Annotated in this window: 19 protein-coding genes and 1 pseudogene; 5 read left to right on the forward strand and 15 right to left on the reverse strand. The window is 61.7% G+C overall.

The window, feature by feature from the left end; all coding sequences use genetic code 11:
- Nucleotides 1-18: 18 nt before the first annotated feature.
- From ACGLWX_RS11650 to ACGLWX_RS11670, 5 genes are all read right to left on the reverse strand, one after another.
- Nucleotides 19-885 carry an ABC transporter substrate-binding protein gene (locus tag ACGLWX_RS11650; protein ID WP_396239876.1) on the reverse strand — a complete coding sequence of 289 codons (867 nt, stop codon included), beginning with the start codon at nt 883-885 and terminating at the stop codon, nt 19-21.
- Nucleotides 886-999: 114 nt separating this feature from the next.
- Complete coding sequence (locus ACGLWX_RS11655; protein WP_396240053.1) at nt 1,000-3,054, reverse strand: TonB-dependent siderophore receptor; 2,055 nt, start codon at nt 3,052-3,054, stop codon at nt 1,000-1,002.
- Nucleotides 3,055-3,254: 200 nt separating this feature from the next.
- Nucleotides 3,255-4,175, reverse strand: coding sequence for a helix-turn-helix domain-containing protein (locus ACGLWX_RS11660; RefSeq protein ID WP_396239878.1), 921 nt, complete (start codon nt 4,173-4,175; stop codon nt 3,255-3,257).
- Between the two features lie 39 nt (nt 4,176-4,214).
- Nucleotides 4,215-6,293, reverse strand: a complete 2,079-nt coding sequence (locus ACGLWX_RS11665) for a TonB-dependent receptor (RefSeq protein ID WP_396239880.1) — start codon at nt 6,291-6,293, stop codon at nt 4,215-4,217.
- A 183-nt stretch (nt 6,294-6,476) separates the two neighbouring features.
- Nucleotides 6,477-6,878 carry an accessory factor UbiK family protein gene (locus ACGLWX_RS11670; protein ID WP_252108175.1) on the reverse strand — a complete coding sequence of 134 codons (402 nt, stop codon included), beginning with the start codon at nt 6,876-6,878 and terminating at the stop codon, nt 6,477-6,479.
- Between the two features lie 378 nt (nt 6,879-7,256).
- Between ACGLWX_RS11670 and ACGLWX_RS11675 the strand changes: the two genes are divergently transcribed.
- The 3 genes from ACGLWX_RS11675 to glnK all read left to right on the forward strand — a co-directional run bounded on the left by ACGLWX_RS11675 (nt 7,257) and on the right by glnK (nt 9,406).
- A complete protein-coding gene (locus tag ACGLWX_RS11675; RefSeq protein ID WP_227389981.1) occupies nt 7,257-7,595 on the forward strand; it encodes a P-II family nitrogen regulator in 339 nt (112 codons plus the stop codon).
- Nucleotides 7,596-7,658: 63 nt separating this feature from the next.
- Nucleotides 7,659-8,906 (forward strand): ammonium transporter, encoded by a 1,248-nt coding sequence (locus ACGLWX_RS11680; RefSeq protein WP_396239882.1) that lies wholly within the window; start codon nt 7,659-7,661, stop codon nt 8,904-8,906.
- Nucleotides 8,907-9,067: 161 nt separating this feature from the next.
- Entirely contained in the window at nt 9,068-9,406 is a 339-nt protein-coding gene (gene glnK, locus ACGLWX_RS11685; protein ID WP_252108177.1) for a P-II family nitrogen regulator, read from the forward strand.
- Nucleotides 9,407-9,479: 73 nt separating this feature from the next.
- Here glnK and ACGLWX_RS11690 read toward each other — a convergent pair whose 3' ends face one another.
- Nucleotides 9,480-10,256, reverse strand: a complete 777-nt coding sequence (locus ACGLWX_RS11690) for a ferredoxin--NADP reductase (RefSeq protein ID WP_252108178.1) — start codon at nt 10,254-10,256, stop codon at nt 9,480-9,482.
- A 170-nt stretch (nt 10,257-10,426) separates the two neighbouring features.
- On the opposite strand from ACGLWX_RS11690, the gene ACGLWX_RS11695 reads away from it, so the two are divergent.
- Nucleotides 10,427-11,353 (forward strand): LysR family transcriptional regulator, encoded by a 927-nt coding sequence (locus ACGLWX_RS11695; protein WP_252108179.1) that lies wholly within the window; start codon nt 10,427-10,429, stop codon nt 11,351-11,353.
- 7 nt (nt 11,354-11,360) lie between these two features.
- Here the strand turns inward: ACGLWX_RS11695 and ACGLWX_RS11700 are convergent, their stop codons facing one another.
- The 8 genes and pseudogenes from ACGLWX_RS11700 to phnD form a co-directional block, all read right to left on the reverse strand.
- Entirely contained in the window at nt 11,361-13,280 is a 1,920-nt protein-coding gene (locus ACGLWX_RS11700) for a methyl-accepting chemotaxis protein (RefSeq protein ID WP_396239883.1), read from the reverse strand.
- 244 nt (nt 13,281-13,524) lie between these two features.
- A complete protein-coding gene (locus ACGLWX_RS11705) occupies nt 13,525-15,627 on the reverse strand; it encodes a methyl-accepting chemotaxis protein (protein ID WP_396239885.1) in 2,103 nt (700 codons plus the stop codon).
- Nucleotides 15,628-15,901: 274 nt separating this feature from the next.
- A pseudogene (locus tag ACGLWX_RS11710) lies at nt 15,902-16,971 on the reverse strand (methyl-accepting chemotaxis protein).
- Nucleotides 16,972-17,345: 374 nt separating this feature from the next.
- Nucleotides 17,346-17,774, reverse strand: coding sequence for a host attachment protein (locus ACGLWX_RS11715; protein WP_396239887.1), 429 nt, complete (start codon nt 17,772-17,774; stop codon nt 17,346-17,348).
- Between the two features lie 76 nt (nt 17,775-17,850).
- A complete protein-coding gene (phnE, locus tag ACGLWX_RS11720; RefSeq protein ID WP_252108184.1) occupies nt 17,851-18,660 on the reverse strand; it encodes a phosphonate ABC transporter, permease protein PhnE in 810 nt (269 codons plus the stop codon).
- The gene (gene phnE, locus ACGLWX_RS11725; protein WP_396239889.1) at nt 18,654-19,460 is read right to left on the reverse strand and encodes a phosphonate ABC transporter, permease protein PhnE; all 807 of its coding nucleotides are present in this window, start codon (nt 19,458-19,460) and stop codon (nt 18,654-18,656) included. The genes phnE (ACGLWX_RS11720) and phnE (ACGLWX_RS11725) overlap by 7 nt, the downstream gene beginning before the upstream one ends.
- A complete protein-coding gene (gene phnC, locus ACGLWX_RS11730; RefSeq protein ID WP_396239891.1) occupies nt 19,447-20,247 on the reverse strand; it encodes a phosphonate ABC transporter ATP-binding protein in 801 nt (266 codons plus the stop codon). The genes phnE (ACGLWX_RS11725) and phnC overlap by 14 nt, the downstream gene beginning before the upstream one ends.
- A 52-nt stretch (nt 20,248-20,299) precedes the next feature.
- Nucleotides 20,300-21,283 (reverse strand): phosphate/phosphite/phosphonate ABC transporter substrate-binding protein, encoded by a 984-nt coding sequence (gene phnD / locus ACGLWX_RS11735; RefSeq protein ID WP_252108187.1) that lies wholly within the window; start codon nt 21,281-21,283, stop codon nt 20,300-20,302.
- Nucleotides 21,284-21,459: 176 nt separating this feature from the next.
- Between phnD and ACGLWX_RS11740 the strand changes: the two genes are divergently transcribed.
- Nucleotides 21,460-22,059 carry a histidine phosphatase family protein gene (locus ACGLWX_RS11740; protein ID WP_396239893.1) on the forward strand — a complete coding sequence of 200 codons (600 nt, stop codon included), beginning with the start codon at nt 21,460-21,462 and terminating at the stop codon, nt 22,057-22,059.
- Here the strand turns inward: ACGLWX_RS11740 and ACGLWX_RS11745 are convergent.
- Nucleotides 22,056-22,784 carry an amino acid ABC transporter ATP-binding protein gene (locus tag ACGLWX_RS11745; protein WP_252108488.1) on the reverse strand — a complete coding sequence of 243 codons (729 nt, stop codon included), beginning with the start codon at nt 22,782-22,784 and terminating at the stop codon, nt 22,056-22,058. The two genes, ACGLWX_RS11740 and ACGLWX_RS11745, sit on opposite strands and share 4 nt — an antisense overlap.
- Nucleotides 22,785-22,806 lie beyond the last annotated feature (22 nt).

Below are 22,806 nucleotides of genomic sequence, written 5' to 3' on the forward strand. Positions count from 1 at the left end.
GCGTCCGGTCAACGGGAGTCACGAATCAGAAGGCTTTGAGGCGTCTTTCAGGGCAGTGGTCAGCTCGCGGGCGAAGCGCTGAGCGGAGGGCAGCGCGCCAAAGCTCCAGACCGGCGCCAGTCGAATGACGCGGTTCTCTTCGATGGCGGGCAGGCGCTGCCAGAGCCCGCTGCGCGCGAGTTCGTCCTCCACACCGGTGGGTACGGGGTCGACGATGACCAGGGTGGCGTCGGGGTAGTGCGCCAGCGTCTCGACGCCGGTCAGCGCAAAGCCCCAGGCGTTGGTGGCTTGCTGCCAGGCGTTATCGATGCCCAGCCGCGTGAGCACGGCGTTGTAGAGACTGTTGTCGCCAAACACGCGCACGTGGCGCGCATCCATGAACTGAATCGTCAAAAGCGGCGGCGTGGCGCGCGTCTGCTCGCTCAGGCGCTCCATTAGCGCGTCGGTTTCATCGATGAGCGCTTCGGCCTGGGCCTCGCGGTGGGTCTTTTCGCCGAGCTGGCGGGTGAAGCTCAGCATCTCTGGCCAGGTCTCTTCGCCTGGCGTGTAAAGCGCAAACGAGCTCACCGGCGCAAGGCGTGAGAGATTCGGCGTGAGCCCTTCGAACATCGGCGAAATCAGAAAGCCTTCCGGCGGGTCCTGCGCCATCAGCTCGAAGTTGGGCTGCTGGCGCAGGCCCAGATCAACCACCGAATCCGGAAGGCGCGGCTCGCCGACCCAGTCATGGTAGGCGGGAATTTGCGCCACGCCTTCGATCGGCGCGTCGATGGCCAGCAGCGTCTCGGCGATGGTCCAGTCCAGCGTCGCCCACTGCGCCTGGGCACCGGCCGGCAGAAGGCTGGCGGCCAGCAGGAGACCGCGGGCAAGAAGAGGGGAAAGGCGCATGCAGGGCGTCACTCGAGAAGTCAGCCGGTATTTAAACGATAATATTTATTGTTTGCAAACCCGAAACGGCGAACGCCCGAGCGCGATGGCCCGGGTGCCCAGCGTGGCGCTTGGTCAGAAGCGGTAGTGGACGCTGGCGGTCACGCTGCGCTCGGCGCCGAAGTAGCAGTAGTCCAGCGAGTTACAGGTGGCGACGTACTCCTTGTCCAGCACGTTGTTGACGTTGAGGCGGGTTTCGACGCCGTCGAAGCCCTGCCGGCTCCAGTCGTAACCCACCGTGGCGTCGACCAGCGTGTAGTCGGGCACCTTCTCTGTATTGGCGCGGTCGGCGGCGATGTCGGCGTAGTGACGCACGCCCAGGCCCATGTCGACACCGCTGAGCCTGCCATCCACCGGTGCGTAGTGCCCCCAGGCCTGAAGCTGGTGACGCGGCGCGTAGATGGCGTTGTTACCTTCGTTGCCGTCATCGCTTTTGGCGTAGGTGATGTCGGTGAAGCTGTAGCCCGCCTGCAGCGACAGCGTGTCGGTGAGCCGGATCTGTGCTTCGAGTTCCAGACCCTGGGATTCGATTTCGCCGACGGCCCGGTAGGGGTCGGTGGGCTGCTCCTTGGTGGCCACGTTCTCCTGGCTGATGTGGAAAACGGCGGCGCTGAACTGGCTTTGGCTACCCTCGGGTTGAATCTTGACGCCGGCCTCCCACTGTTCGCCCTCCATGGGCGCGAGCAAATCGTCGCGTTCGTCGACGAAGCTGGTCGGCGTGAAGGCGGTGGAGTAATTCACGTAAGGCGCCACACCGTTGTCGAACAGATACACCGCCCCGGCGCGGCCGCTGAACTGGGTGTCGCTGAGCGAGCTTGCGTCATTGGAGTCGCGGTTGACGTTGTCGATGTTCACCCAGTCGTAGCGCCCGCCGAGGGTAAAGCGCCAGTTATCGACGCTGATCTGATCCTGCAGGTAGACGCCGGTCTGCTCGATTTCGTGGTCCTCGCGCGTTGGGTCGTAGAACACCGCTTCATCCAGATCGACGCCGTAGACCGGGTCAAAAGCATCGAGTGACGGAAAGGCGCCGGAAGGCCAGGAGACCTCGTTTTCACGGTGCTGGTAGTCCACGCCGAACAGAAACTGATGGGCCGCGGTGCCGGTATCGAGCGCCGCTTCCAGCTGATTGTCCACTGTCCAGGCGGTGAGCGACTCGTCGCTGCCGGAGTAGTAGCGGGTCAGCTCATTGGAATCCGGCGCGCTCCAGCCGAAACCGTAGACCTGGTTGAGCACCACGTCGGCATTCAGGTAGCGCAGCAGCTGGCGCCCGGTGACGTCCTCGTTGAAACGGTGCTCCAGGGTGTAGCCGAGCATCCGCTGGGTGCGCTCATAGGTATCGAAGGCCTCTTCGCCGTCGAAGAAGGTGTTGCTGATCCTGCGCCCGTTATGGGGCACTACCGAGCCTTCGAACGGCACGCCGGAGTGGTAGCCGCCTTCGGGCTCGTCCTGCAGATAGGCTTCGAGCGTGAGGCTGGTGGCATCGGTCATGTCCCAGGTCAGGCGCGGGGCGATGGCGTAGCGCTGCTCCTCGGCGGGGTCGAACTGGGTGTCGGCGGCGTAAGCGATACCGGTCAGGCGAAACGCCAAGCGCTGCTCGTCGCCCAGCGTCCCGGTCAGATCGAACGCGGCGCTGCGCTGATGATGGTTGCCCAGGCGAAAGCGGAGTTCGCCGCCTTGCTCGAATTCGGGCCGTTTGCTGTTGAGCGCGACCATCCCGCCGGGCGAGGCGCGCCCGTAAAGTACCGAGGCCGGACCGCGCACCACCTCGATGCTGTCCAAAAACCAGGGATCGACGCGCATGGAGCTGTGGGAGTTGGCATCGCCCATCAGCTTCAATCCGTCGAGAAACGTATTGCTCAGGCTGCCGTCAGAGAAGCCGCGCAGCACCAGGTAGTCGAAGCGGTTGGAGGCGCCGACCTGGTTGGTGTACACGCCGGGGGTGTAGTTGGCGGCGCGCTGAACGGTCGTCACGCCGCGGCGCTGCATCTCTTCGTCGGTGATGGTCGAGACGCTCTGCGGGGTTTCCAGAAAAGGGGTAGTGACCTTGGTGGCCGCCTGCTGGGCGGTAACCGTCACGGTGTCGAGCCGAGTGGCCGTGGTCTGGGCGCTGGCCTGAAGCGAGGCCAGCATCAAAGCGGTAGCGACAGGAGCGAGGGTGAACGTGCGGGTCGGCAGCATGAAAGGTCCTGGAGTCGAACGCGAAAATATTTGGAGTAATGAGAATTATTACCTTTTGTGTGACGGAAAAAGTATGCCGTGCGCTAGAAGGACTATGCGTAATGACAAATATGGGGAAGATGGCGAACTTTTAGGCGCGGCGCTTTGAGCGGCTATCGCGGTGAGCGGACGCCGTGAGGTGAGACGCCGAAGGCGCGCTTGAAAGCGGTGGCGAAGTTGGTCGCATGCTTGAAGCCGCAGGCGTGGGCGGTTTGCTGAACGCTGTAGCCCTGCTCGAGATAGCGCCGTGCCTGATCGAGTCGGCAGCGGCGAACGTGGGTAAAGAGGGTGTCGCCGTAAAGCTGGCGGAATTTTTGGCGCAGGCTGCTGGTACTCATGGCGGCGTCGCGGGCCAGCGCTGAGAGGCAATACTCGGCGCCCGGGTCGCGGCGGATGCGCTCATGAAGCGCGCTCAGACAGGCGCGGTCGCGCCTGGATAGCTGCGGTGCGGCGGTTTCATCGGTGTCGGGAAGGGCGTGGCCCAAAAGCTGCAGCGCCAGCCCCTGCCAAACGAGCCGTTGGCGCCAAGCGCTTGCGGGCTCGCAGGCCGCCTGCATTAGCGTTTGGTAAAGCGATGGCGGCAGCGACCAGCCGTAAAGCGCGCTTGTTGACGTTGGTGCCGGCAGCGCGAACGGCGCGGTCGCCAGCACCGCGAGATTTACCGTTTTCAAACGGCGCTGGCGGGGCTGATGAACGACCAGCGGCTGGGCGGCGTCGAAGTGGGCGCAAAACCCGTCGCCGGCGCCCAGCGCCAGCGTCTGCTGGCCCAGCGTCAGCGATACCTCGCCTTCCAGCACTACGCTGACGAACCAGGGCACGCCTTGAATCGATGACGACGTATAGCCGCGCTCGACTTCGAGATCGGACAGCGTCAGGTGCAGCGAATCGAACAGGCGCACGTCGTGCACCTCGCCCCTGGCCACCGGGGCAGCAGCGGCCCCCGATGCGTCATCGATGCGATAACGAATGCCGAACCGCTGGCCCCACTGCGCCAGGGTGTGCGGCGTAATGGCATTCACGGCGGCGCGTGGCATGCAATCACCTCCGAAAACCGTGGCGCTTTCCGGTGCGCGCTAGTACTCGAGCGACCAGCCGAGCGTAAAGGTACGCCCGCGGGCCTGGTAGTCGTAAAGGTACTCCGGGCCATAGGTCGGCGAATAGAAGCCCACGGCGCGCTGGCCCCAAGGGGTGGAGTACTGTTTGTCGGTCAGATTACTGATGCCTAAGCTCAGAGTACCGAAATCGGTCTCCTGGCTTCCGATCAGGTCAAACGTGGTGAAGCCATCGATGCTTTCGCCGGCAGCGTCCTCGTACTCGCGGGCGTGGCTGCCCTGAAGGCGAACCGTGCGCGCCTGATCCTGCCAGCCCACGTGGGCGGTCAGGCTGTCCTGGGAGGGATAGGGCGAAACGGTGATGCCGCGGTCCTGCCAGTCGCCGTCCACCTTCTGCTCAGAAACCAGCGCGTGGAGCGTTGTGCCCACTTCCCAGTGGTTGCCGATGTAGCGCGTGAGTGACGCCTCCAACCCGTAGTCGCGACGGTCGTCGTCGACCTGAGCGATGTTGAGATCCTCGTCCAGCTCGATCGCGGTATCCGACCAAGCGTAGTAAACCGCCGCTTGGGCCAGCCAGTCGCCGCCCTGGTAGCGCCAGCCGAGTTCGACCTGGCGGGTCTTAATGCCATCCAGCGGATTGTCCGCCACGGTCTGGCCGGCGCGGCCGTAGTACTTGGACGGGTCGGGCAGCTCGAAGCCTTCCGAGTAGCCCAGCCAGCTCTGGTGGCCGTTGTCAAAATCGTACAAGGCGCTGGTATTGAACAGCGTTACGTCGTAGTCGCTCGAGCCGCCGGGCACGCCGTTGAAGTCATCGATGTCCACGTCCATGCGCTGGTGGCGAACGCCGCCGCTGAGCTGGAGCTGGTCCGTGGCCCACCACTCTCCTTGGGTAAACAGCGCCAGCGTGTCGACTTCGAAGCTCGGGTAGCGCGGGGTGACGCTGTCGCGGCGCTGAACGAGCCCGCCGGAGGCGTCGCTGGCGGCGCGATCGAAGCGCATCTGCGAGGCGTCGAACGACTCCCGGTCGATATCCGCGCCGTAGCTCAGGTTGAAGTCATCGGTAATGTCCGCCGAGAACAGCCCCTTCAAACCGCTCAGCGTGGTGTTCTGCTGCGAGGCGGCAAAGTAGTAGCCGCCGCCCTGGGCCCGGTAGGGGAAGGGGTGAAAGCTGGACTCCTCTTCCCGGTGAAACGCCTGCAGATAGAAATCCTGATTCAGCAGATCGGCGTGGTGATAGCTTGCGCTGATCATCTTGCGGTCGGTGCGCGGCTCGCGATCGGCGGTAAAGCCGTCGCGAATATCGGCGTCGTTCAGGTTTGGCGCAGGCGCGGCCAGATTGGGGTAGAAAACGCCGCGCTCGTTTTCCTTGCCGGAGTCATAAAGCTGGCCGGTCAGTTGAAGCGTCTGATCATCGCTGAGCTCGACGCTCAGGTTGCCCAGCACGTCCAAGCTGCGATTGCCCTGCAAATCGCTCTGGGCGATATCGGGAAAGATCTCGTCGCCGCCGGCATCATACTGGCGGCCATTCTCGTTGAGCGACACGCCGATGCGTCCGTACACGGTATCGCTGCCGCCGCTGGCGGACTGGGAGAGCCGCCGGTCCAGGTCATGGTCGGTGTTGAAGCCGGTGGTAAGACTCGCCTGAGTCTCGAAGTGCGGGCGCCCGCTGTCGCCCTGTTTGGTAATGATATTGATCAAACCGCCGGTGGCGCCGCCGCCGTACAGGCTGGTAGTGCCCGAAAGCACTTCGACGCGCTCGATATTGAATGGATCGATGGCATCGAACTGGCGCGACAGGCCGCGGGAATTGTTAAGTGAAACGCCGTCGATGAGCACCTGCACGCTGCGCCCGCGCATGTTCTGCCCCGCATTGGTGCGCCCCTGGGGGCCAAAGTCGAGCCCCGGCACCAGCCGGCCCAGCGCCGTTTTCAAATCGCCGCCGGCGTTGATCTGCTGGGTAAGCTCGGCGCCTTCGACCACGTGCACGGCGCCGGGAATCTGGCTGATCTGGGTGGGCGTACGCGACCCCACGACGACCATGGTGTCCTGAGCGGCAGCGTCGCCCCCGGTGGTCGGTTGGTTCTGGGCAAACGTCATCATGGGAAAAGCGCCGCTCAAAAGGGCGACGCTTAGGGGAGCAAGGCGAGTCATGGGCTATCCGAAAAGCAGATTGTTATTGAGAGAACGCCGACCAAGGGCGCTGTAAAGCGCAATGATAGGTGTTCTCATTTTTTATATCAATCTGCTGAGCCCGAGGTTTTTCCGGGTTTAACCGCTTAACGGCTATTCGCCTAGGTCGTCGACCGCGCCGGTCGCGCCTTTCGAGTCCTTGGCCGGCTTGGTGGCCGTGGCGCGCGGCTTGGCGGCTTTTTTGACCGGCTCTTCCGGTGCTGGAGTGGCTTGAGCCTCGGCTTCCATGGGCGTTGCTTTATCAATCTGGCTTGCGTCGATCGAGGCTTCCAGATTCGCCACTTGGCGCTCCAGCGCTTCTACCCGCGAGCGGGTGCGCTGCAGAACGTCCATCAGAATGTCGAAATCCTCGCGGGAGACCAGCTCCATACGATCAAACGCGCCGCGCATGACCTGTTGCACGCCTTTTTGAATGTCTTCCGGCGCGTGGGAGGCGTTTTGTAAACGATCGCCGATCTGCTGGGCGAGGCGGCTAATACGGTCTTGGGTCGCCATGACTCTCTCCTGATGAGGAACGCATGAATGTAAACGACGTGGGGACGCACGTCTTTGCAGTAAGGATACGCAACCGTAGCGAAATACGCATGTTTCGCAGGCGTTTAAGCCCTGACTTTTTCAATGCATCAAAAGAAGGCAGGGCGCTTTTCAATTCGCACTTATATGGTGCGGTGAATTATCTCTGCACCGCCTTGGCGCGCTGGAAAAAGTCATCATGACGTTCCAGTGGTGCTTAAAGTTATGATTTTTTAGTTAATTTTAGCCAATGGCACGGTATGAGCATTAACGAGGCATTGCATCAATTTCGGCGGCCGTACCGCTACTTATCCCAGCGCTGCTCATGTCAGCGCTACTTATCCAGCAGGGAGAACCGGGATGAAACTCATCACCGCTATCATCAAGCCGTTCAAGCTCGACGACGTTCGTGAAGCACTGGCCGACAACGGCGTGCAGGGGATCACGGTGACCGAGGTCAAGGGCTTCGGACGTCAGAAGGGGCATACCGAGCTCTACCGGGGCGCCGAGTACGTCGTCGATTTTCTGCCCAAGGTGAAGGTGGAAGTCGCGGTCGACGATTCGCGCCTGGACGGCGTGCTCGACGCTATCTGCAGCGCGGCGAACAGCGGCAAGATCGGCGACGGCAAGGTCTTCGTCACGCCGCTCGAAGACGTCATCCGTATTCGTACCGGCGAGCGCGGTGCCGACGCTGTATAGCCCGCAGGATTTGGATACGCCTTGATCGAATCACTATAACGCCAGGAACACGGGGAACGATTCATGAACGAAGTCACTGATTTGAGCTACGCGCTCGATACCTTTTACTTTTTGATCTGCGGCGTGCTGGTCATGTGGATGGCCGCTGGCTTCTCGATGCTGGAAGCCGGTATGGTGCGCTCCAAGAACACCGCGGAAATCCTGACCAAGAACATCGCACTGTTCGCCATTGCCTGCACCATGTACCTGCTGGTGGGCTACTACATCATGTACTCTAGCGGCGAAGGCGGCTTCTTGCCGAGTTTAGGCGTGCTGCTGGGCGCTGAAAACGGCGTGGATGCCGTGCTTAACGGCGGTGAAGACGGGAATTACTACTCCAATCGCTCCGACTTCTTCTTCCAGGTCGTATTCGTGGCCACTGCCATGTCGATCGTCTCCGGTGCCGTGGCCGAGCGCATGAAGCTCTGGGCGTTTCTGGCCTTCGCCGTGGTGATGACTGGCTTCATCTACCCGGTGTCCGGCTACTGGACTTGGGGCGGCGGCTGGCTGGACGCGGTGGGCTTCTCCGACTACGCCGGTTCCGGCATCGTGCACATGGCCGGTGCGGCCGCGGCACTCGCCGGCGTGCTGATCCTTGGCCCGCGTAAAGGCAAGTACGGTAAGGACGGCGCCATTCACGCCATTCCCGGTGCCAACATGCCGCTGGCAACGCTGGGTACCTTCATTCTGTGGATGGGCTGGTTCGGCTTCAACGGCGGCTCGGAGCTCAAGCTGTCCGACGTGGCGTCTGCCAATAACGTCGCTCAGGTGTTCGTGAACACCAACGCCGCCGCCGCTGCGGGTGTGCTCGCCGCGCTGGTACTCGCTAAACTGTGGTTCCGCAAGGCGGACCTGACCATGGCACTCAACGGAGCGCTGGCCGGTCTTGTCACCATTACCGCCGACCCGCTATCGCCCACGGCGCTGGGCTCGGCCATCATCGGTGCCATCGGCGGTCTGATCGTCGTCGTCTCCATCGTCACGCTGGACAAGCTCAAGCTGGACGACCCAGTCGGTGCGATCTCGGTACACGGCGTCGTCGGTATCTGGGGCCTGCTGGCCGTCCCGCTCTCTAGCGAATCCGCCACGTTCGGCGCGCAGCTGATCGGTATCGTGGGCATCTTCGCTTGGGTATTCCTGGCAAGCCTGGTGGTGTGGCTGGTGATCAAAGCGATCATGGGCATTCGCGTCAGCGAAGAGGAAGAGTACGAAGGCGTGGACATCGCCGAGTGCGGCCTCGAAGCCTACCCGGAGTTTAGCGTCAAGAAATAAGCACGCTTAACCCATATCAGCGACTCTGGCCTCCCCTTCGTGGGAGGCTTTTTTATTCTCTGGCGGGAGCGGTGTATGCTTAAGGGGAACAGGGCGCGTTTGGCCTCCAGTGACCTTCGCTTACCCAGATATAAACGGGCCACAAGTTAAAGGATGTCGCAATGAAACTTATCTCAGCCATTATCAAGCCATTCAAGCTTGATGACGTACGCGAATCCCTCTCGGACATCGGCGTGCAGGGCATTACCGTGACGGAAGTGAAGGGCTTTGGCCGCCAGAAAGGGCACACCGAGCTGTATCGCGGCGCCGAGTACGTGGTGGACTTTCTGCCCAAGGTTAAGCTCGAAGTGGCCGTCGACGACGAGCTGGTCGAGCAGGTGATCGAGGCGATCACTCAGGTGGCGAATACCGGTAAGATCGGCGACGGCAAGATCTTTGTCATGCCGCTGGAGCAGGTGATTCGTATCCGTACCGGCGAAACCGGTAAAGACGCGGTTTAAGCTCGCCAGGCGTGCGCAAAAAAGCCCCGCCAACCGGAAGGTTGGCGGGGCTTTTTAATGCCTTAAAGCGGCATTACTTCTCGACGAAGGCGCGCTCGATCACGTAGTCGCCCGGCTCGCCCATGCGCGGCGAGATATTCATGCCGAGCTCATCGAGCAGGGCGCTTGTGTCGTCGAGCATCGCCGGGCTTCCGCAGATCATCGCGCGGTCCTGACGCGGGTCGATGGGCGCAAGTCCCGTGTCCTCAAAGATCTTGCCGCTGCGAATATGATCGGTCAGGCGGCCCATGGTGTGAAACTCTTCCCGCGTTACCGTCGGGTAGTACACGAGCTTCTCGGCGATCTCTTCGCCCAGGTATTCGTGAGCGGGAAGCTCTTTGGTGATGAAGTCGGCGTAGGCCAGCTCTGAGACTTCGCGCACGCCGTGTACCAGCACGATCTTTTCATAGCGCTCGTACACTTCCGGGTCCTGAATCAGGCTCATGAAGGGCGCCAGGCCCGTGCCGGTGGAGAGCATGTAGAGATTGCGCCCGGGCAGCAGGTCGTCGCACACCAGCGTACCGGTCGGCTTTCGGCTGACCATGATCTGATCGCCCACTTTCAGGTGCTGCAGACGCGAGGTCAGCGGGCCATCCGGCACCTTGATGCTGAAGAACTCGAGGTGATCCTCGTAGTTGGGGCTGGCGATAGAGTAGGCGCGCATCAGGGGCTTGCCGTTGACTTCCAGGCCGATCATCACGAACTGGCCGGTCTTGAAGCGCAGGCTGCGCTCGCGCGTCGTGCGAAAGCTGAACAGCGTATCGTTCCAGTGATGAACGCTCAGCACTTCTTCCAGGGCAAACTTGCTCATGACGACTCCTTGGTCGCAAATGCCGGTCAATGAAGAGGCATTCGCATTACATATTCGATAAAAGAATAAAAGAGATGAATGATGTTGCCGAGAAGTCTAATCGGTGGCGGTATATCTGTTAAGTCAATTATACTGATAAACATTATCTGCAAAATCGATATAGGTAGGTCATGCACTATACCCTGCGCCAGCTCGAGGTGTTCGTCGCCGTGGCCCAGCACGAAAGCGTCTCCCAGGCGGCGCGCTCGCTGGCCATGTCTCAATCTGCGACCAGCACGGCGCTGACCGAGCTCGAGCGCCAGTTCGACTGCCAGCTGCTGGATCGCCTCGGCAAGCGGCTCAAGCTCAACGCGTTAGGGTTTCAGCTGCTGCCCAAGGCGGTCGCGCTTCTCGACCGGGCCGAGGAAGTCGAGGAACTGCTGCGCGGTCAGAAGGGCGTGGGCGCATTGGAAGTGGGCGCAACGCTGACCATCGGCAACTACCTGGCCACGCTTCTGATCAGCGACTTCATGCAGCGCTATCCCGGCAGCCGGGTACGGCTGGCGGTACGCAATACGCGCCATATCATCGAAGGGGTGCGCCAGCACTCGCTGGACCTGGGGCTGATCGAAGGCCAGTGCGATGACGAAATGATCGTCAGCCAGCCCTGGGTCGAGGATGAGCTTTGTGTGTTCTGCTCGCCGCGCCACCCGCTTGCCGGGCGCGAGCACCTGGAGCTCGAGCAGCTCTTGCGCGAAGACTGGATCATGCGCGAGGAGGGCTCGGGTACGCGCATGACGCTCGAACACGCGGCCCGCCATCGGCGTAGCCGCTTCAATACGCTGTTGGAACTCGAGCATACCGAAGGCATCAAGCGCGCGGTGGAGTCGGGGTTGGGGATTGGCTGCGTGTCACGGCTGGCGCTGCGCGACGCCTTCCGGCGTGGGAGCCTGGTCGCGCTGCCCACCCCGGAATTGGATCTCAAGCGCCAGTTCACCTTCATCTGGCACCGGCACAAGTACCTCACCACCGGCGTGCGCGAGTTTCTGCGGCTGTGCCGTGAAATGACCGCTGGTGCCAGCCGAAGCGATGACATCGAGCTGCCGCCGGTGCCTTAAGGATGCCTTAGAACTCGTCCCAGTCGCCTTGGGTCGATTGAGTCGTCGCCAATCGCGGTGTCGGTGCCATTGGCCGCGGCTGCGCCGCTTTGGCCAAAGCGGGCGTTTGGGCCGGAGCGCCTTGGCTGGAGACCTTGAAGCGTCCAATTACCGTGGCCAACTGACCGGACTGCTCCTTCAACTGCTCGGCGGCGGTGGTGGACTCTTCCACTAAAGCGGCGTTCTCCTGGGTCATGCGGTCCAGGTCCGCCACCGCGACGTTGACCTGTTTGATGCCCTCGCTTTGCTCACTGGTGGCCGCCTCGATCTCCTGGAGCACGTCGGTGACGCGGGTGATGTGCGAAACGATATCGCTCATGGTGTTGCCGGCGCTTTGCACGAGCGCGGTCCCACTATTGACCTTGCCCTGCGAGTCCTCGATCAGCGTTTGGATATCGTTGGCCGCGTCGCTGCTGCGCCGCGCCAGGTTGCGTACCTCTTCGGCCACCACCGCGAAGCCGCGGCCGTGCTCACCGGCCCGTGCAGCCTCGACCGAGGCGTTGAGCGCGAGCAGATTGGTCTGGAAGGATATGCTGTTCATCAGGTTGACGATCTCGCCGATCTTCTCCGAGGCCTGAGTGATCTCCTCCATGGTGCTCACCACATTGCCCATCACCTCGCCGCCATGACCGGCCACGTCAGAGGCGTTGCGGGAAAGCTGGCTGGCCTCCTGAGCCGAAGACGCCGTGTGCTGGACGGTGCTGGTGATCTCCTCGATCGACGCCGAGGTTTGCTGCAGACTCGCCGCGGTATTGTCAGTGCGCCGCGAAAGATCCTGGCCGCCGGAGGCGATTTCGTTGGCGGCGTGGTGGACCGCATCGCTGCTGGCGCGCACGTCGATCAGTACGTGCTCCATCTTGTCGACGAAGCGGTTGAAAGCGTCGCTGATCTGAGCGACCTCGTCCTTGCCGGCGACGGCCAAGCGCCGTGTCAAATCGCCGTCGCCGCTGGCGATATCGTTCAAGGCGTCACGGGCGCGCTCCAGGCCGGAAAGGGTGCGCTTGAGCCAAATACCAATCGCGATCACGGTGACGGCAATGACGATCAGCAGGGTGATTAGCGCCGACTTGATGATGGCGCGCAGCCCGGCGGTTGCCTCGTACTCGTCGAGTGCGACACCCAAGTCCCAGTTCGTGCCCGCAATGGGGGTGACGGCCAGGCGTTTGATTTCGTCGCCTACCGTGATGTTTTCCCAAGCGGTGGGGTTTGAACTCAACCGGTTGAGGGTAGTGGGTGTCAGCGCCGAGCTGATGCGCTCGAGCGGCTCGAGCGAAAGCGCGGTATCCGGGTGAGCGATAATCGTCTCATCATTGCTGCTTAGAAAAGCGAAGCTTGCCGGCGTAGGGTTAATCGAATTGACCTGATCGACCAACTGATTGATGGTCGCGCTGCCGCCCACGACCCCGTACAAGCGGCCGTTTTGCCTGACCGGCGTGGCGATAGTGACTACCAGATCGCCACTTTCAGCGTCCCGGTAGGGCTGCGAGATGATGGTGCCTTCTTGAGCAACGGCACTTTGGTACCATTCGCGCTCGCGGGCGTCGTAGTCAGCATCCGGTATCCAGCCATCCGAGGCGATCAGGCCACCGTCGGGAAGCCCCAGGTTGGCGGACGAAAAGCCGCCGGAGTCGGCGAGTTGAACAAGCGACGCCGTAGGGTCGCCACCGATCACGTGAAAGCGCGCTGACTCGACCATGGCAATGCGAGCCGTGACCCACTCCTCAATGGCCAAGGCGTTGCCTTGAGACAGGGATATGAGGTTCTGGGCGACCTGGCGGTCGTTGTGGCTTTTGAGAATCGTGTAGCTGACCGCGGCATTGATGACGAGCGCCAGGGTAATGATCGCAAGGGTCACCAGCAGAATGCGCGTGCGCAGAGAAGAAAGCATTGAAAAGTCTCGTTAGTTGACGGTCAGTACGAAATAAAATCGAAGGGTTCGGATAGCCATAGTTAAACTCTATCGGTCGCTACGTATACGACTTTAGGGGGGTGGATGAAATTATTGCCTGAAGGGTGTGCCGCTTTGAGAGTGCGTAGATAAAAGCAGGAGCGCCAATTAAAAAAAAGGGCCTCGCAAGGAGGCCCCGGATCAACGCCGATAAGGCGTCAAGGATCGCGCAATCGTTTTCTAATCAGTACCTTTGATGAGCGAGTGCGGGATGTTCACGACTGCCACGCTCCTCGGACAGCGTGAACCCGCCCACCAGCTCCGCCAAACGCTCGGCTTGCTCTTTTAGCTGTTCGGCGGCGGTGGTGGACTCCTCGACCAGCGCGGCGTTTTGCTGGGTCATCTGATCGAGGTCGTTGACCGCGATGCTGACTTGGCCGATGCCGTCGTTTTGCTCGCTGGCGGCGGTGCTGATATCGCCCAGCATCTGGTTGACGCGGGAGACGCTGTCGGCCAGTTCATGCATGGCCTGTTCGGCCTCGCGCACGAGCTTCGTACCGCTTTCGACCTTGTCCACCGAGGCGCCGATACGCTGGCGAATATCTGCCGCCGCGTCGCGGCTACGGGAGGCCAGCATGCGCACTTCTTCGGCCACGACGGCGAAGCCACGGCCGTGCTCGCCGGCCCGCGCCGCCTCGACCGAGGCGTTGAGCGCGAGCAGGTTGGTCTGAAAGGCGATGCCGTCGATCACCTTGACGATGCTCTGGATCTCATCGGAGGTCGTGCGAATTTCGTCCATCGTCGACACTACCTGGCCGAAGGCGCCGTTGGTGCGCGTGGCGAGTTCGGCGGCGGTATGCGAAAGCCCGCTGGCCTCTTTCGAGGCGCTGGTGGTATGGCCCACGGTGCTGCTGATCTCTTCCATGGCGGTCGAGGTCTGCTGCAGGCTAGAAGCCGCCTGGTCGGTACGTCGGGAAAGGTCCTGCCCGCCCTGGGTGATCTCGTTGGCGGCGTGGTGGACCGACTCACTGCTGGCGCGCACATCCACCAGCACGTCGTGGATCTTGTCGGCGAAGGCGTTGAACTGAATCGCAAGCTCGGCGCTTTCGTTACGCCCGCGCACCGGCAGGCGCTGGGTCAAATCCCCATTGCCGGAGGCGATATCACGCATGCGATCGGCCAGGTAGCGCAGCGGTCGGGCGATTCGGCTACCTAGCAGCCAACTGGCCAACAGACCCGCCAGGGCAATCAAAAGACCGACGAGGAGCATGCCCCACATGGAGGCCCTGCCTCGGTCGGAAAGCTGTGTCTGTAAATCCTGGAGACCTGCCATGACCGCGCTCTGCGGCAGGCGAATCACCATCACCCAGGGGCGACCGCTTTCATCGACGCTAAAGGGCGTGTAGAGCTCGAACATGCCCTCGTCGGTGTTGATATGGTTGACGGGCTCGCCCTGCTGGGCGCGGGCGATAGGGCCCTGAAGCGCGGCGGGTAGTGTGTCGACGCCGCGGCCCAAAAGTTCCGCCGCACCGGTATTGGCGGCCAGTGCGCCTTGGCCTGCCACCAGCAGCATCTCGCCAGCGCCGTCGTAAAGCGATTGATTGGCCTCTTCCAGCAGGCCCTGAATGAACGCGACCGAAAGATCGACGCCGGCGCTACCACGGAACTCGCCATCGACCATGATAGGGGCGTTGAAGGAGGTCACCAGCAGGTTGTCGCCGTTGTAGTCGTACCAGTGCGGGTCGACCACGCAGGTGCGCTGCGTTTCCCGCGTGCAGAGGTAATACTCGCCCCGACGAATCCCATCGTCGCCCAGCGCTTCATTTTCCATGTCCTGACCCAGCGCAAGCACCTCGATGGCACCGCTTTCGGTGCGATACCACCAGGGCATGAAACGGCCATCCGGGCCAAACCCCTGGTCCTCGCGATTGATAAAACGCGCATCGAGACCAAAGGCGTCCGGTTCCCAGCCAACAAAGGCATCGAGCAGTTCGGGGTTGTCGACCACCGTTTGGCGAATCAACACCGAAAATTCTCGGCGGCTTAGATACAGAAGCGGTCGGCCCGTCTCATCCACTTCTCCCAGCATGGCGTTGAGATTGGCAAGATTCGTTGCCAGCGTCAGCGCATGACCGAGTTCGCGCTTGATCTCTTCGGTATGCGCCGAGGCGATCGCCTCCAGCCGCGCGGCGGCGTTTTTTTCGAGCAACGTTTTGGTTTGTTCCTCCACCAGCGCTTGGGTGCGTGCGTTGGCGATTAGCGAATACACCACCAGCGCCACCACGACCAGCAAAATAGCGCTACCGGCCAAGGTCGCGATCAGAGTGCGAAGCGATTTAAAATGCATGTTCTTATCCTTGTTGCCTGATGGAAAACCACTACGCGCTCTGTGTCATTAAATAAAGCTGTATCATCGAAACAGCTGCACCATGGACACAGTTGGAGGCGTTAACATGAGTATCGGCATGGGAAGCTTTTTCTTGAAATGCAGACGAGGCAGGGCGACGAAAAAGCGTGCGACCGTCGCGATCAGCTCCTTTGGCGTCGGCTTTTGACAAAGTGCGGCGCTCACCGACCATCAGAGTCGAGAGCGCCGCAGGTGGGTTCAAGAGATGTGTTTTTTAGAACGCGGGTTGTGATGGGGCGGCGAGGAGTGTCGCGGTTTGGCGCGCAGAGCCGAGTGCTGGCGTGGTCGCCGAGAGGGTGAAGCTCGCAATCGTACGGGCCAGATGGTCGGCCTGCTCTTTTAACTGCTCGGCGGCGGTGGTCGACTCCTCGACCATGGCGGCGTTCTCCTGAGTCATGCGATCAAGATCGTTCACCGCGATATTGACCTGCTGAATACCGTCGCTCTGCTCGCTGGTGGCGGCGGCGATTTCGGCGAGCACGTCGGTGATGCGCGCACTGTTGGTCACGATCTCCTGCATGGTGTCGCCGGCGTGGCGCACCAGCGACGTGCCGCTATGCACCTTGGCTTGGGAGTCTTCGATGACTCGTTTGATATCGTTGGCCGCGCCGCTTCGACGGAGGCGTTCAGCGCCAGAAGGTTGGTCTGAAAGGCGATGCCGTCCATCAGCGCAACGATTTCACCGATGCGATCAGAGGCGCGGGTGATCTCCTCCATGGTCGAGACGACCCGAGAGACATCCTCACGGCCCCGGTGGGCGACGTCGGAGGCGGCCTGAGAGAGCGTGTTGGCTTCCTTTGACGAGGCGGCGGTTTGGCCGACGGTGCTATTGATCTGCTCGATGGAGGCCGAGGTCTGCTGCAGGCTCGCGGCGGTCTGGTCGGTGCGCCGTGAAAGGTCCTGACCGCCCAGCGCAATTTCGCTGGCGGCGTGGTGAACGGTTTCACTGCTGGTGCGCACGTCGATCAGCACCGTTTCCATCTTGTCCGCAAAGCGGTTGAAGGCGCCGGCAATGCGGGCGATTTCGTCCTTGCCCGTGGCCGGCAGGCGCTTGGTCAGATCGCCGTCGCCGGAGGCGATGTTGTCCATCTCGCGACCGACGCCCTTGAGTGGGCGCAGCAATAGCGAAAGCAGTACGCCAAGGCCGAGCGCGGTCAGCACCGCCACGATGACCAGTGTGGCCAGCGATGAGAAGGCGATGGCGCGAAGGCCTGCGGTCGCTTCCTGCTTGTCCATGGCGACGACCAGCTCCCAGCCGCTGCCGAGCCCGACGTCGCGCGCCATCAGCAGGTTATAGCGCTGATCGAGCACCAGCGGCGTCGGCGTGTTGCTGCTCTCCAGGTTCTTTAGAAAGGCGGGGTCGAGCTGCTCGTTGAGCACGGTCGAAGGCTCGAGCGCAAGCGCGCTGTCCGGATGCGCCGCAATGGTGCCGTCGTTGGCGACCAAAAAGGCGAAGCTCGAGGGCGTCGGCTGGATCCCGGTGACGATGTCCACTACGTCTTCGATACCGATGTCGCCGCCGATGACGCCCAGCAGTCGGCCGCTCTCTTGATCGATTAACAGATGACACTATTTTTTCCAGTAAAAGCAGCGCATTAGTTATCGGCAGGAGCGGCCTTAACATGAGTTAATTTTACCCGGGGCTACGCCCGACAGGATCAGAGCTTCTTGATCGCCTCTTCGATCTCATCGCTCGAGGCCTTGGTGTAATCCTTGGAGAGCGTATGCGTCACCATCTTCTGAGTCGGCTTGTCGAGCTTGTCGCGCAGAAGACCCAGAAACTTGGGCGCGGCGATCAGGATCAGCTCATCCATCTTATTGCTCGTGCGTGCGTCGAACAGGTATTTCACGACCTGCTTGGCGAACATCTCGTTTTCATGCTCGAGCGCCTCGCCGCCTTCGGCGGAGGAGCGGGCCGAGCCCTGTGAGCCGGTGTGGACATCTGCCCCGGGGCTATCGGTCACCAGATCGCCCTCGTGCATTTGCCCTTCGGCGTGCACCAGGCTCTCCTTCTCGGTGAGCTTGTTCGCGGCATGGGTGAAGATGCGCGCGCGTCCTGCGTCGGCCACCACAATGTAAGTTGGCATGATCAAACGTCCTCCGTGTCGTTAGTGGTTGATTAAACATGGCAAGCGATCGACGTTCGGTCAACCGCTGGCCGCGTTAAAGCACCTTGCGCCTCAAGACGCTCGTCAGCGCCTCTCCGATCAGCACGAGCACGATGATCGCCAGCAGAATCGTTGCGACCGTCGGCCAGGCGAAGGTATCGATCGCGCCCTGGAGGATCACGCCGATGCCGCCGGCGCCTACCAGCCCCAGCACGGTGGATTCGCGAATGTTGATGTCCCAGCGCAAAATGACGATAGCGAAAAACGCCGGCATCACCTGGGGCACGATAGCGTAGGCGATCACCTTGGCTTTCGACGCGCCGGTTGCCTCCATCGCCTCGACCGGGCGCCGGTCGATCTCCTCGATCGCCTCGCCCATCAGCTTGCCGATGAAGCCGATCGAGCGGAACACGATGGCGAGAATCCCCGCCAGCACCCCGGGGCCGAAAATGGCCACGAACAGCAGCGCCCAGATGATCGTATTCACCGAGCGGCTCGAGACCAGAATGAAGCGCCCAAGCCATAGGCACGCCCGGTTGGGCGTGGTGTTCTGCGCGGCGATATAGGCTACCGGCAGCGCGAGAAAGATGGTCAGGAAGGTGGCGAGCGTGGCGATGTGCACGGTTTCGAGCAGGGCACTTACGATGTTGGCAAAGCCCGCCGGGCTCGGCGGCCACATACGCGCCGCCAGCCCGGAGATCTGATTGGGCGCGTCCCACACCCAGGGCCAGAAGATATCGATATCGCTCAACGCCCAGACCACGAGCATCAAGGTGGCGAGCAGCACCGCGTAGCGAATCAGGCGCTCCTTGCGATCAAAACGTTGCCAAACGCGGTCGGCGAGTTGTTCGGCGTGATCTACCATATCTTTTTCCTCACCCAGCCGCTGATACCTTCACTCAACAAAATCACCGCGATGATCACTAAGAGAATCGCGAAGGCGAAGTCGTAGTCGTAGCGCCCGAAGGCGTTCATCAGCGTGCCGCCGATACCGCCGGCGCCGACGATACCGACCACGGCAGAGGCGCGCAGGTTGCTATCGAGCTGATACATGGAGAGCCCGATCTGGCGCGGCAGTATTTGCGGGAACACGGCGTAGAACAGCGTCGCCAGGTAGCCCGCCCCCGAGGCGCGCATCGCCTCGACCTGCCCCCATTCGATCTCCTCGATCTCTTCGGCCAACAGCTTGCCGACGAAGCCGATCGAGTAGAGCGTCAGCGTCAAAATGCCCGCCAGTGGTCCAAAGCCCACCGCGGCGACGAACAGAATCGCCACGATCACCGGATGAAAGCTGCGGGATACGATGATGATCGCGCGCCCGACCAGGTAGATCGGCATCGGAGCGATATTGCGCGCCGCCATCACGGCGAAAGGAATCGAGAGCAAAACGCCCAGCAGCGTTGCCAGAATCGCGATCTGGAAGCTCTCCTTGAAGCCGGTCAACAGCAGCTCGAAGCGGTCGAAGTTGGGCGGAAAGCCACCGCTGAAGATGCGTGCCGCCCGCGGTACGCCTTCGCTGATGCGCGCCCAGTTGAACGGCAGCGAGCCAAACGCCCAGATCAAATACGCCGCGGCGACGATCAAAATGCCGTAGCGCACCAACGGGTTAGCGATGAACGGCGGTTTTTTCCACCGGCGTGGGGCCGAAGACTCAGTGGGCGTCATGCGTCGTCTCCGAAGCGGCAGGCTCTGCGGTGATGTCGCCGTCCGGCGCCTCGATGCCGCCATAGATTTCGTCGAGTGCGTCCTTGTTGAACGCCGCCGGTTCACCGTCGAAAATCATCTTGCCGTGGCGAAGCCCCACGATACGTTCGGTATAGGTTTTGGCCTGGGCGACGTTGTGGATATTGATCAGTACCGGCAGCGAAAGCTCACTGGCCAGGCTTTGCAACAGCACCATGATCTGCTCGGAGGTACGCGGGTCGAGCGAGGCGGTCGGTTCATCGGCCAGCAACACGTCCGGCTCCTGCATCAGCGCACGCACCACGCCGACCCGCTGGCGCTCGCCGCCAGAGAGCTCGTCGGCGCGCTTGTTGGCGTAGTGGGCGATGCCCACGCGCTCCATCAGGTGAAAGGCGCGGTCGATATCCTCCTGCGGGTAGCGTCTGGAGATGGCCTGAAACAGATTGACGTAGCCAAGGCGGCCGGCCAGCACGTTCTCCATCACCGTTAGCCGGTCGAGCAGGTTGAAGCCCTGAAAGACCATGCCGATTTTGCGCCGGGCACGTCTGAGCTCGGCGCCTTTCAAATGGACGAGTTCGACGCCATTGAGCGTGATGGAACCCGATGTCGGCTCCACCAGGCGGTTGATACAGCGCAGCATCGTGCTTTTGCCCGCGCCCGAGGCGCCCACGATGGACACCACGCTGTTACCTTCGACCTTGAGATCGAGCCCCTTGAGCACGGGCTCGCTGTGGCCATAGCGTTTGACCAGATTCTTTATTTCCAGCATGTTGTCGCTTCCATCGGCAGCCAGCAAACCGCGCCCTGAGGCGCGGCGCGATTTACTCTTCCATATTCTCGGGCGTATAGGTCACGCCGTTGGCGGCCTGGATGGTGCGAATCACCTGCCAGTTATCCTTGTAGTTGATCGGGATAAACTTCTCTACGCCCTCGAACTCCTCGCCAAGCTCGGTACCGGCGAAGTCGAAGCTGAAAAACGCCTCTTCGATCTTTTCGACCAGATCCGGGTGCAGGTTGTAGGCGTAGTTATAGGAGGTGGTAGGAAAGCGGTCGGACTCGTAAATCAGGCGCACGTCCTCTTCGTCGTAAAGCCCGCGAGCGGCCATGCGCTCGACCACTTCCGAGGCTACCGGGGCGGCGTCATAATCGCGCGCCACTACGCCGAGCATCGATTGGTCATGACTGCCGGAGTAAACGACCTCGTAATCCTCGTCCGGGGTGACGCCCAGCTCGGGCAGAAGCGCGCGTGGGGCGAGGTTGCCGGAGTTGGAGGTCGGCGAGGTATGCGCGACGCGCTTGCCCTTGAGGTCCTCGACGGTTTCGATGTCGGAGTCGACGTGGGTGAAAAGCTGAAGGGTGTAGCCAAACTGGCCGTCGTCGGAGCCCATCAACGCAAACGGCACCGCCCCTGCCAGGTTCACGGCAAAGGGCGTGGGGCCGGTCGAGAAGCCGGCGATATGGAGCCGGCCGCTGCGCATCGCTTCGACCTGAGCGGCGTTGGACTGCACGGCGAAAAAGCGCACGTCACGCCCGGTCACCTCGGACAAGTGCTCGATGAAGGGCTGCCAGATATCGGAGTAGATGGCCGGGTCCTCGACCGGGGTATAGGCGAAAATCAGCGTGTCCGGGTTGGCCCATTCGGACTCGTCGGCAGGGCGGTCGGCGACCATGTCACCATTTTCATCGCAGTAAATGGCGTCGAGGTCGCCACGTTCGCATTCGGCAAACGCTGTGGATGAGAGTAGCGCAAGAGGCAGTGCCGCCGCCCATGACAGCGCGGGCCTGGATGAGAGAAGCTTTTTCATGGAAACCTCGAAGGTAGTTTGTTTTTATGAAGACGTGTTATGGCTGTTTTTTTATGGCCGGCGCGCGCTTTTGAGCGTTACTACGGCGTCCAGCTCGCTTGTGGTTTCGTTACTGCGCATTTAATGCTTGTTTTTCGAAAACGACGCTTCTTCAACCTAGGGTTTGTGACAAACATATGTCAAGCACTTTACAGGGCTCCTACTACCATTGGCGCAACCGCTATCTGCTGATGCGTCACGGCCATAGCCAGGCCAACGAGCAGGGGCTGATCATTAGCTCTCCCGAGCGCGGGCTCGATGCCTTCGGGCTTTCCGAAACCGGCGAGCGTCAGCTTGCCGAGGTGGTGGAAAATTGGGGCTGGCCGGTACCTACGCGCATCGTGCACTCGGACTTTCTACGTACCACCGAGACGGCGCGCCGGGTGGCGGATGCGCTGGGCGTAACCATGGAAAAGGACGAGCGTCTGCGCGAGCGCTATTTTGGCGAGTTCGACGGCCAGCAAGTGGCGTGTTACCAGGGCGTATGGGTGCTCGATGACTCAGACGCCGAGCACGCCGCGCACGGGGTCGAGCCGGTCGCCCGGGTAGCGGCTCGCATGCAGGCGGTGATTGCGGCGTGGGAGGCGCGGGTCAGCGGCGAGACGATTTTGCTGGTCAGCCACGGCGACCCGCTGCAGATACTGCTCACCGCGCTGGCCGGTAAGCCGCTCACCGGCCATCGGGACCAGACACCGCTTGCGCCTGCCAGCATCACGCTGGTCGACAAAAGCGCTTAGTGGCCGAGGATCTGGCTCAAAAAGAGCTGGGTGCGCTCGGACTGCGGGTCGTTGAAGAACGGCTCCGGGGCGTTCTCCTCGATAATCTGGCCCTGGTCCATGAAAATCACCCGGTCCGCCACGGTCTTGGCAAAGCCCATTTCGTGGGTCACGCAGAGCATCGTCATGCCTTCCTCGGCAAGCTCGACCATGACGTCGAGCACCTCCTTGATCATCTCCGGGTCGAGCGCCGAGGTGGGCTCATCGAAGAGCATCACGTCCGGGTGCATGCACAGCGAGCGGGCGATCGCCACGCGCTGCTGCTGGCCGCCGGAAAGCTGGCCCGGGTACTTTTTCGCCTGTTCGGCGATGCGCACCCGCTCCAGGTACTGCATCGCCTGGGCTTCCGCTTCGCGGCGTGATTTTTTCTGCACCCACATCGGCGCGATGCAGCAGTTCTCCAGCACCGAGAGGTGCGGAAACAGATTGAAGTGCTGAAACACCATGCCCACGCTTCGGCGCACCTGCTCGATGCGCTTGACGTCCTGGGTGAGCGGCACGCCGCCGACGACGATCTCGCCCTGTTGATGCTCCTCCAGATGATTGATACAGCGGATCATGGTGGACTTGCCCGAGCCCGAGGGCCCGCAAATGACGATGCGCTCGCCGCGCTTTACGTCGAGGTCGATATCGCGCAGCACGTGAAAGTCGCCGTACCACTTGTTGACGCCGCGCATCTCGACCATCGAATCCTGAGGTTTTAAAGCT

It is taken from the genome of Halomonas sp. HMF6819 (genome assembly GCF_044335525.1).
Classification (GTDB): Bacteria; Pseudomonadota; Gammaproteobacteria; order Pseudomonadales; family Halomonadaceae; genus Vreelandella.

What these genes read in the sequence shown, in the direction of transcription:
- ACGLWX_RS11650 (WP_396239876.1), bottom strand. Translation starts at nt 885, where the DNA reads ATGCGCCTTTCCCCTCTTCTTGCCCGCGGTCTCCTGCTGGCCGCCAGC.
- ACGLWX_RS11655 (WP_396240053.1), bottom strand. Translation starts at nt 3,054, where the DNA reads ATGCTGGCCTCGCTTCAGGCCAGCGCCCAGACCACGGCCACTCGGCTC.
- ACGLWX_RS11660 (WP_396239878.1), bottom strand. Translation starts at nt 4,175, where the DNA reads ATGCCACGCGCCGCCGTGAATGCCATTACGCCGCACACCCTGGCGCAG.
- ACGLWX_RS11665 (WP_396239880.1), bottom strand. Translation starts at nt 6,293, where the DNA reads ATGATGACGTTTGCCCAGAACCAACCGACCACCGGGGGCGACGCTGCC.
- ACGLWX_RS11670 (WP_252108175.1), bottom strand. Translation starts at nt 6,878, where the DNA reads ATGGCGACCCAAGACCGTATTAGCCGCCTCGCCCAGCAGATCGGCGAT.
- ACGLWX_RS11675 (WP_227389981.1), top strand. Translation starts at nt 7,257, where the DNA reads ATGAAACTCATCACCGCTATCATCAAGCCGTTCAAGCTCGACGACGTT.
- ACGLWX_RS11680 (WP_396239882.1), top strand. Translation starts at nt 7,659, where the DNA reads ATGAACGAAGTCACTGATTTGAGCTACGCGCTCGATACCTTTTACTTT.
- glnK (WP_252108177.1), top strand. Translation starts at nt 9,068, where the DNA reads ATGAAACTTATCTCAGCCATTATCAAGCCATTCAAGCTTGATGACGTA.
- ACGLWX_RS11690 (WP_252108178.1), bottom strand. Translation starts at nt 10,256, where the DNA reads ATGAGCAAGTTTGCCCTGGAAGAAGTGCTGAGCGTTCATCACTGGAAC.
- ACGLWX_RS11695 (WP_252108179.1), top strand. Translation starts at nt 10,427, where the DNA reads ATGCACTATACCCTGCGCCAGCTCGAGGTGTTCGTCGCCGTGGCCCAG.
- ACGLWX_RS11700 (WP_396239883.1), bottom strand. Translation starts at nt 13,280, where the DNA reads ATGCTTTCTTCTCTGCGCACGCGCATTCTGCTGGTGACCCTTGCGATC.
- ACGLWX_RS11705 (WP_396239885.1), bottom strand. Translation starts at nt 15,627, where the DNA reads ATGCATTTTAAATCGCTTCGCACTCTGATCGCGACCTTGGCCGGTAGC.
- ACGLWX_RS11715 (WP_396239887.1), bottom strand. Translation starts at nt 17,774, where the DNA reads ATGCCAACTTACATTGTGGTGGCCGACGCAGGACGCGCGCGCATCTTC.
- phnE (WP_252108184.1), bottom strand. Translation starts at nt 18,660, where the DNA reads ATGGTAGATCACGCCGAACAACTCGCCGACCGCGTTTGGCAACGTTTT.
- phnE (WP_396239889.1), bottom strand. Translation starts at nt 19,460, where the DNA reads ATGACGCCCACTGAGTCTTCGGCCCCACGCCGGTGGAAAAAACCGCCG.
- phnC (WP_396239891.1), bottom strand. Translation starts at nt 20,247, where the DNA reads ATGCTGGAAATAAAGAATCTGGTCAAACGCTATGGCCACAGCGAGCCC.
- phnD (WP_252108187.1), bottom strand. Translation starts at nt 21,283, where the DNA reads ATGAAAAAGCTTCTCTCATCCAGGCCCGCGCTGTCATGGGCGGCGGCA.
- ACGLWX_RS11740 (WP_396239893.1), top strand. Translation starts at nt 21,460, where the DNA reads ATGTCAAGCACTTTACAGGGCTCCTACTACCATTGGCGCAACCGCTAT.
- ACGLWX_RS11745 (WP_252108488.1), bottom strand. Translation starts at nt 22,784, where the DNA reads ATGGTCGAGATGCGCGGCGTCAACAAGTGGTACGGCGACTTTCACGTG.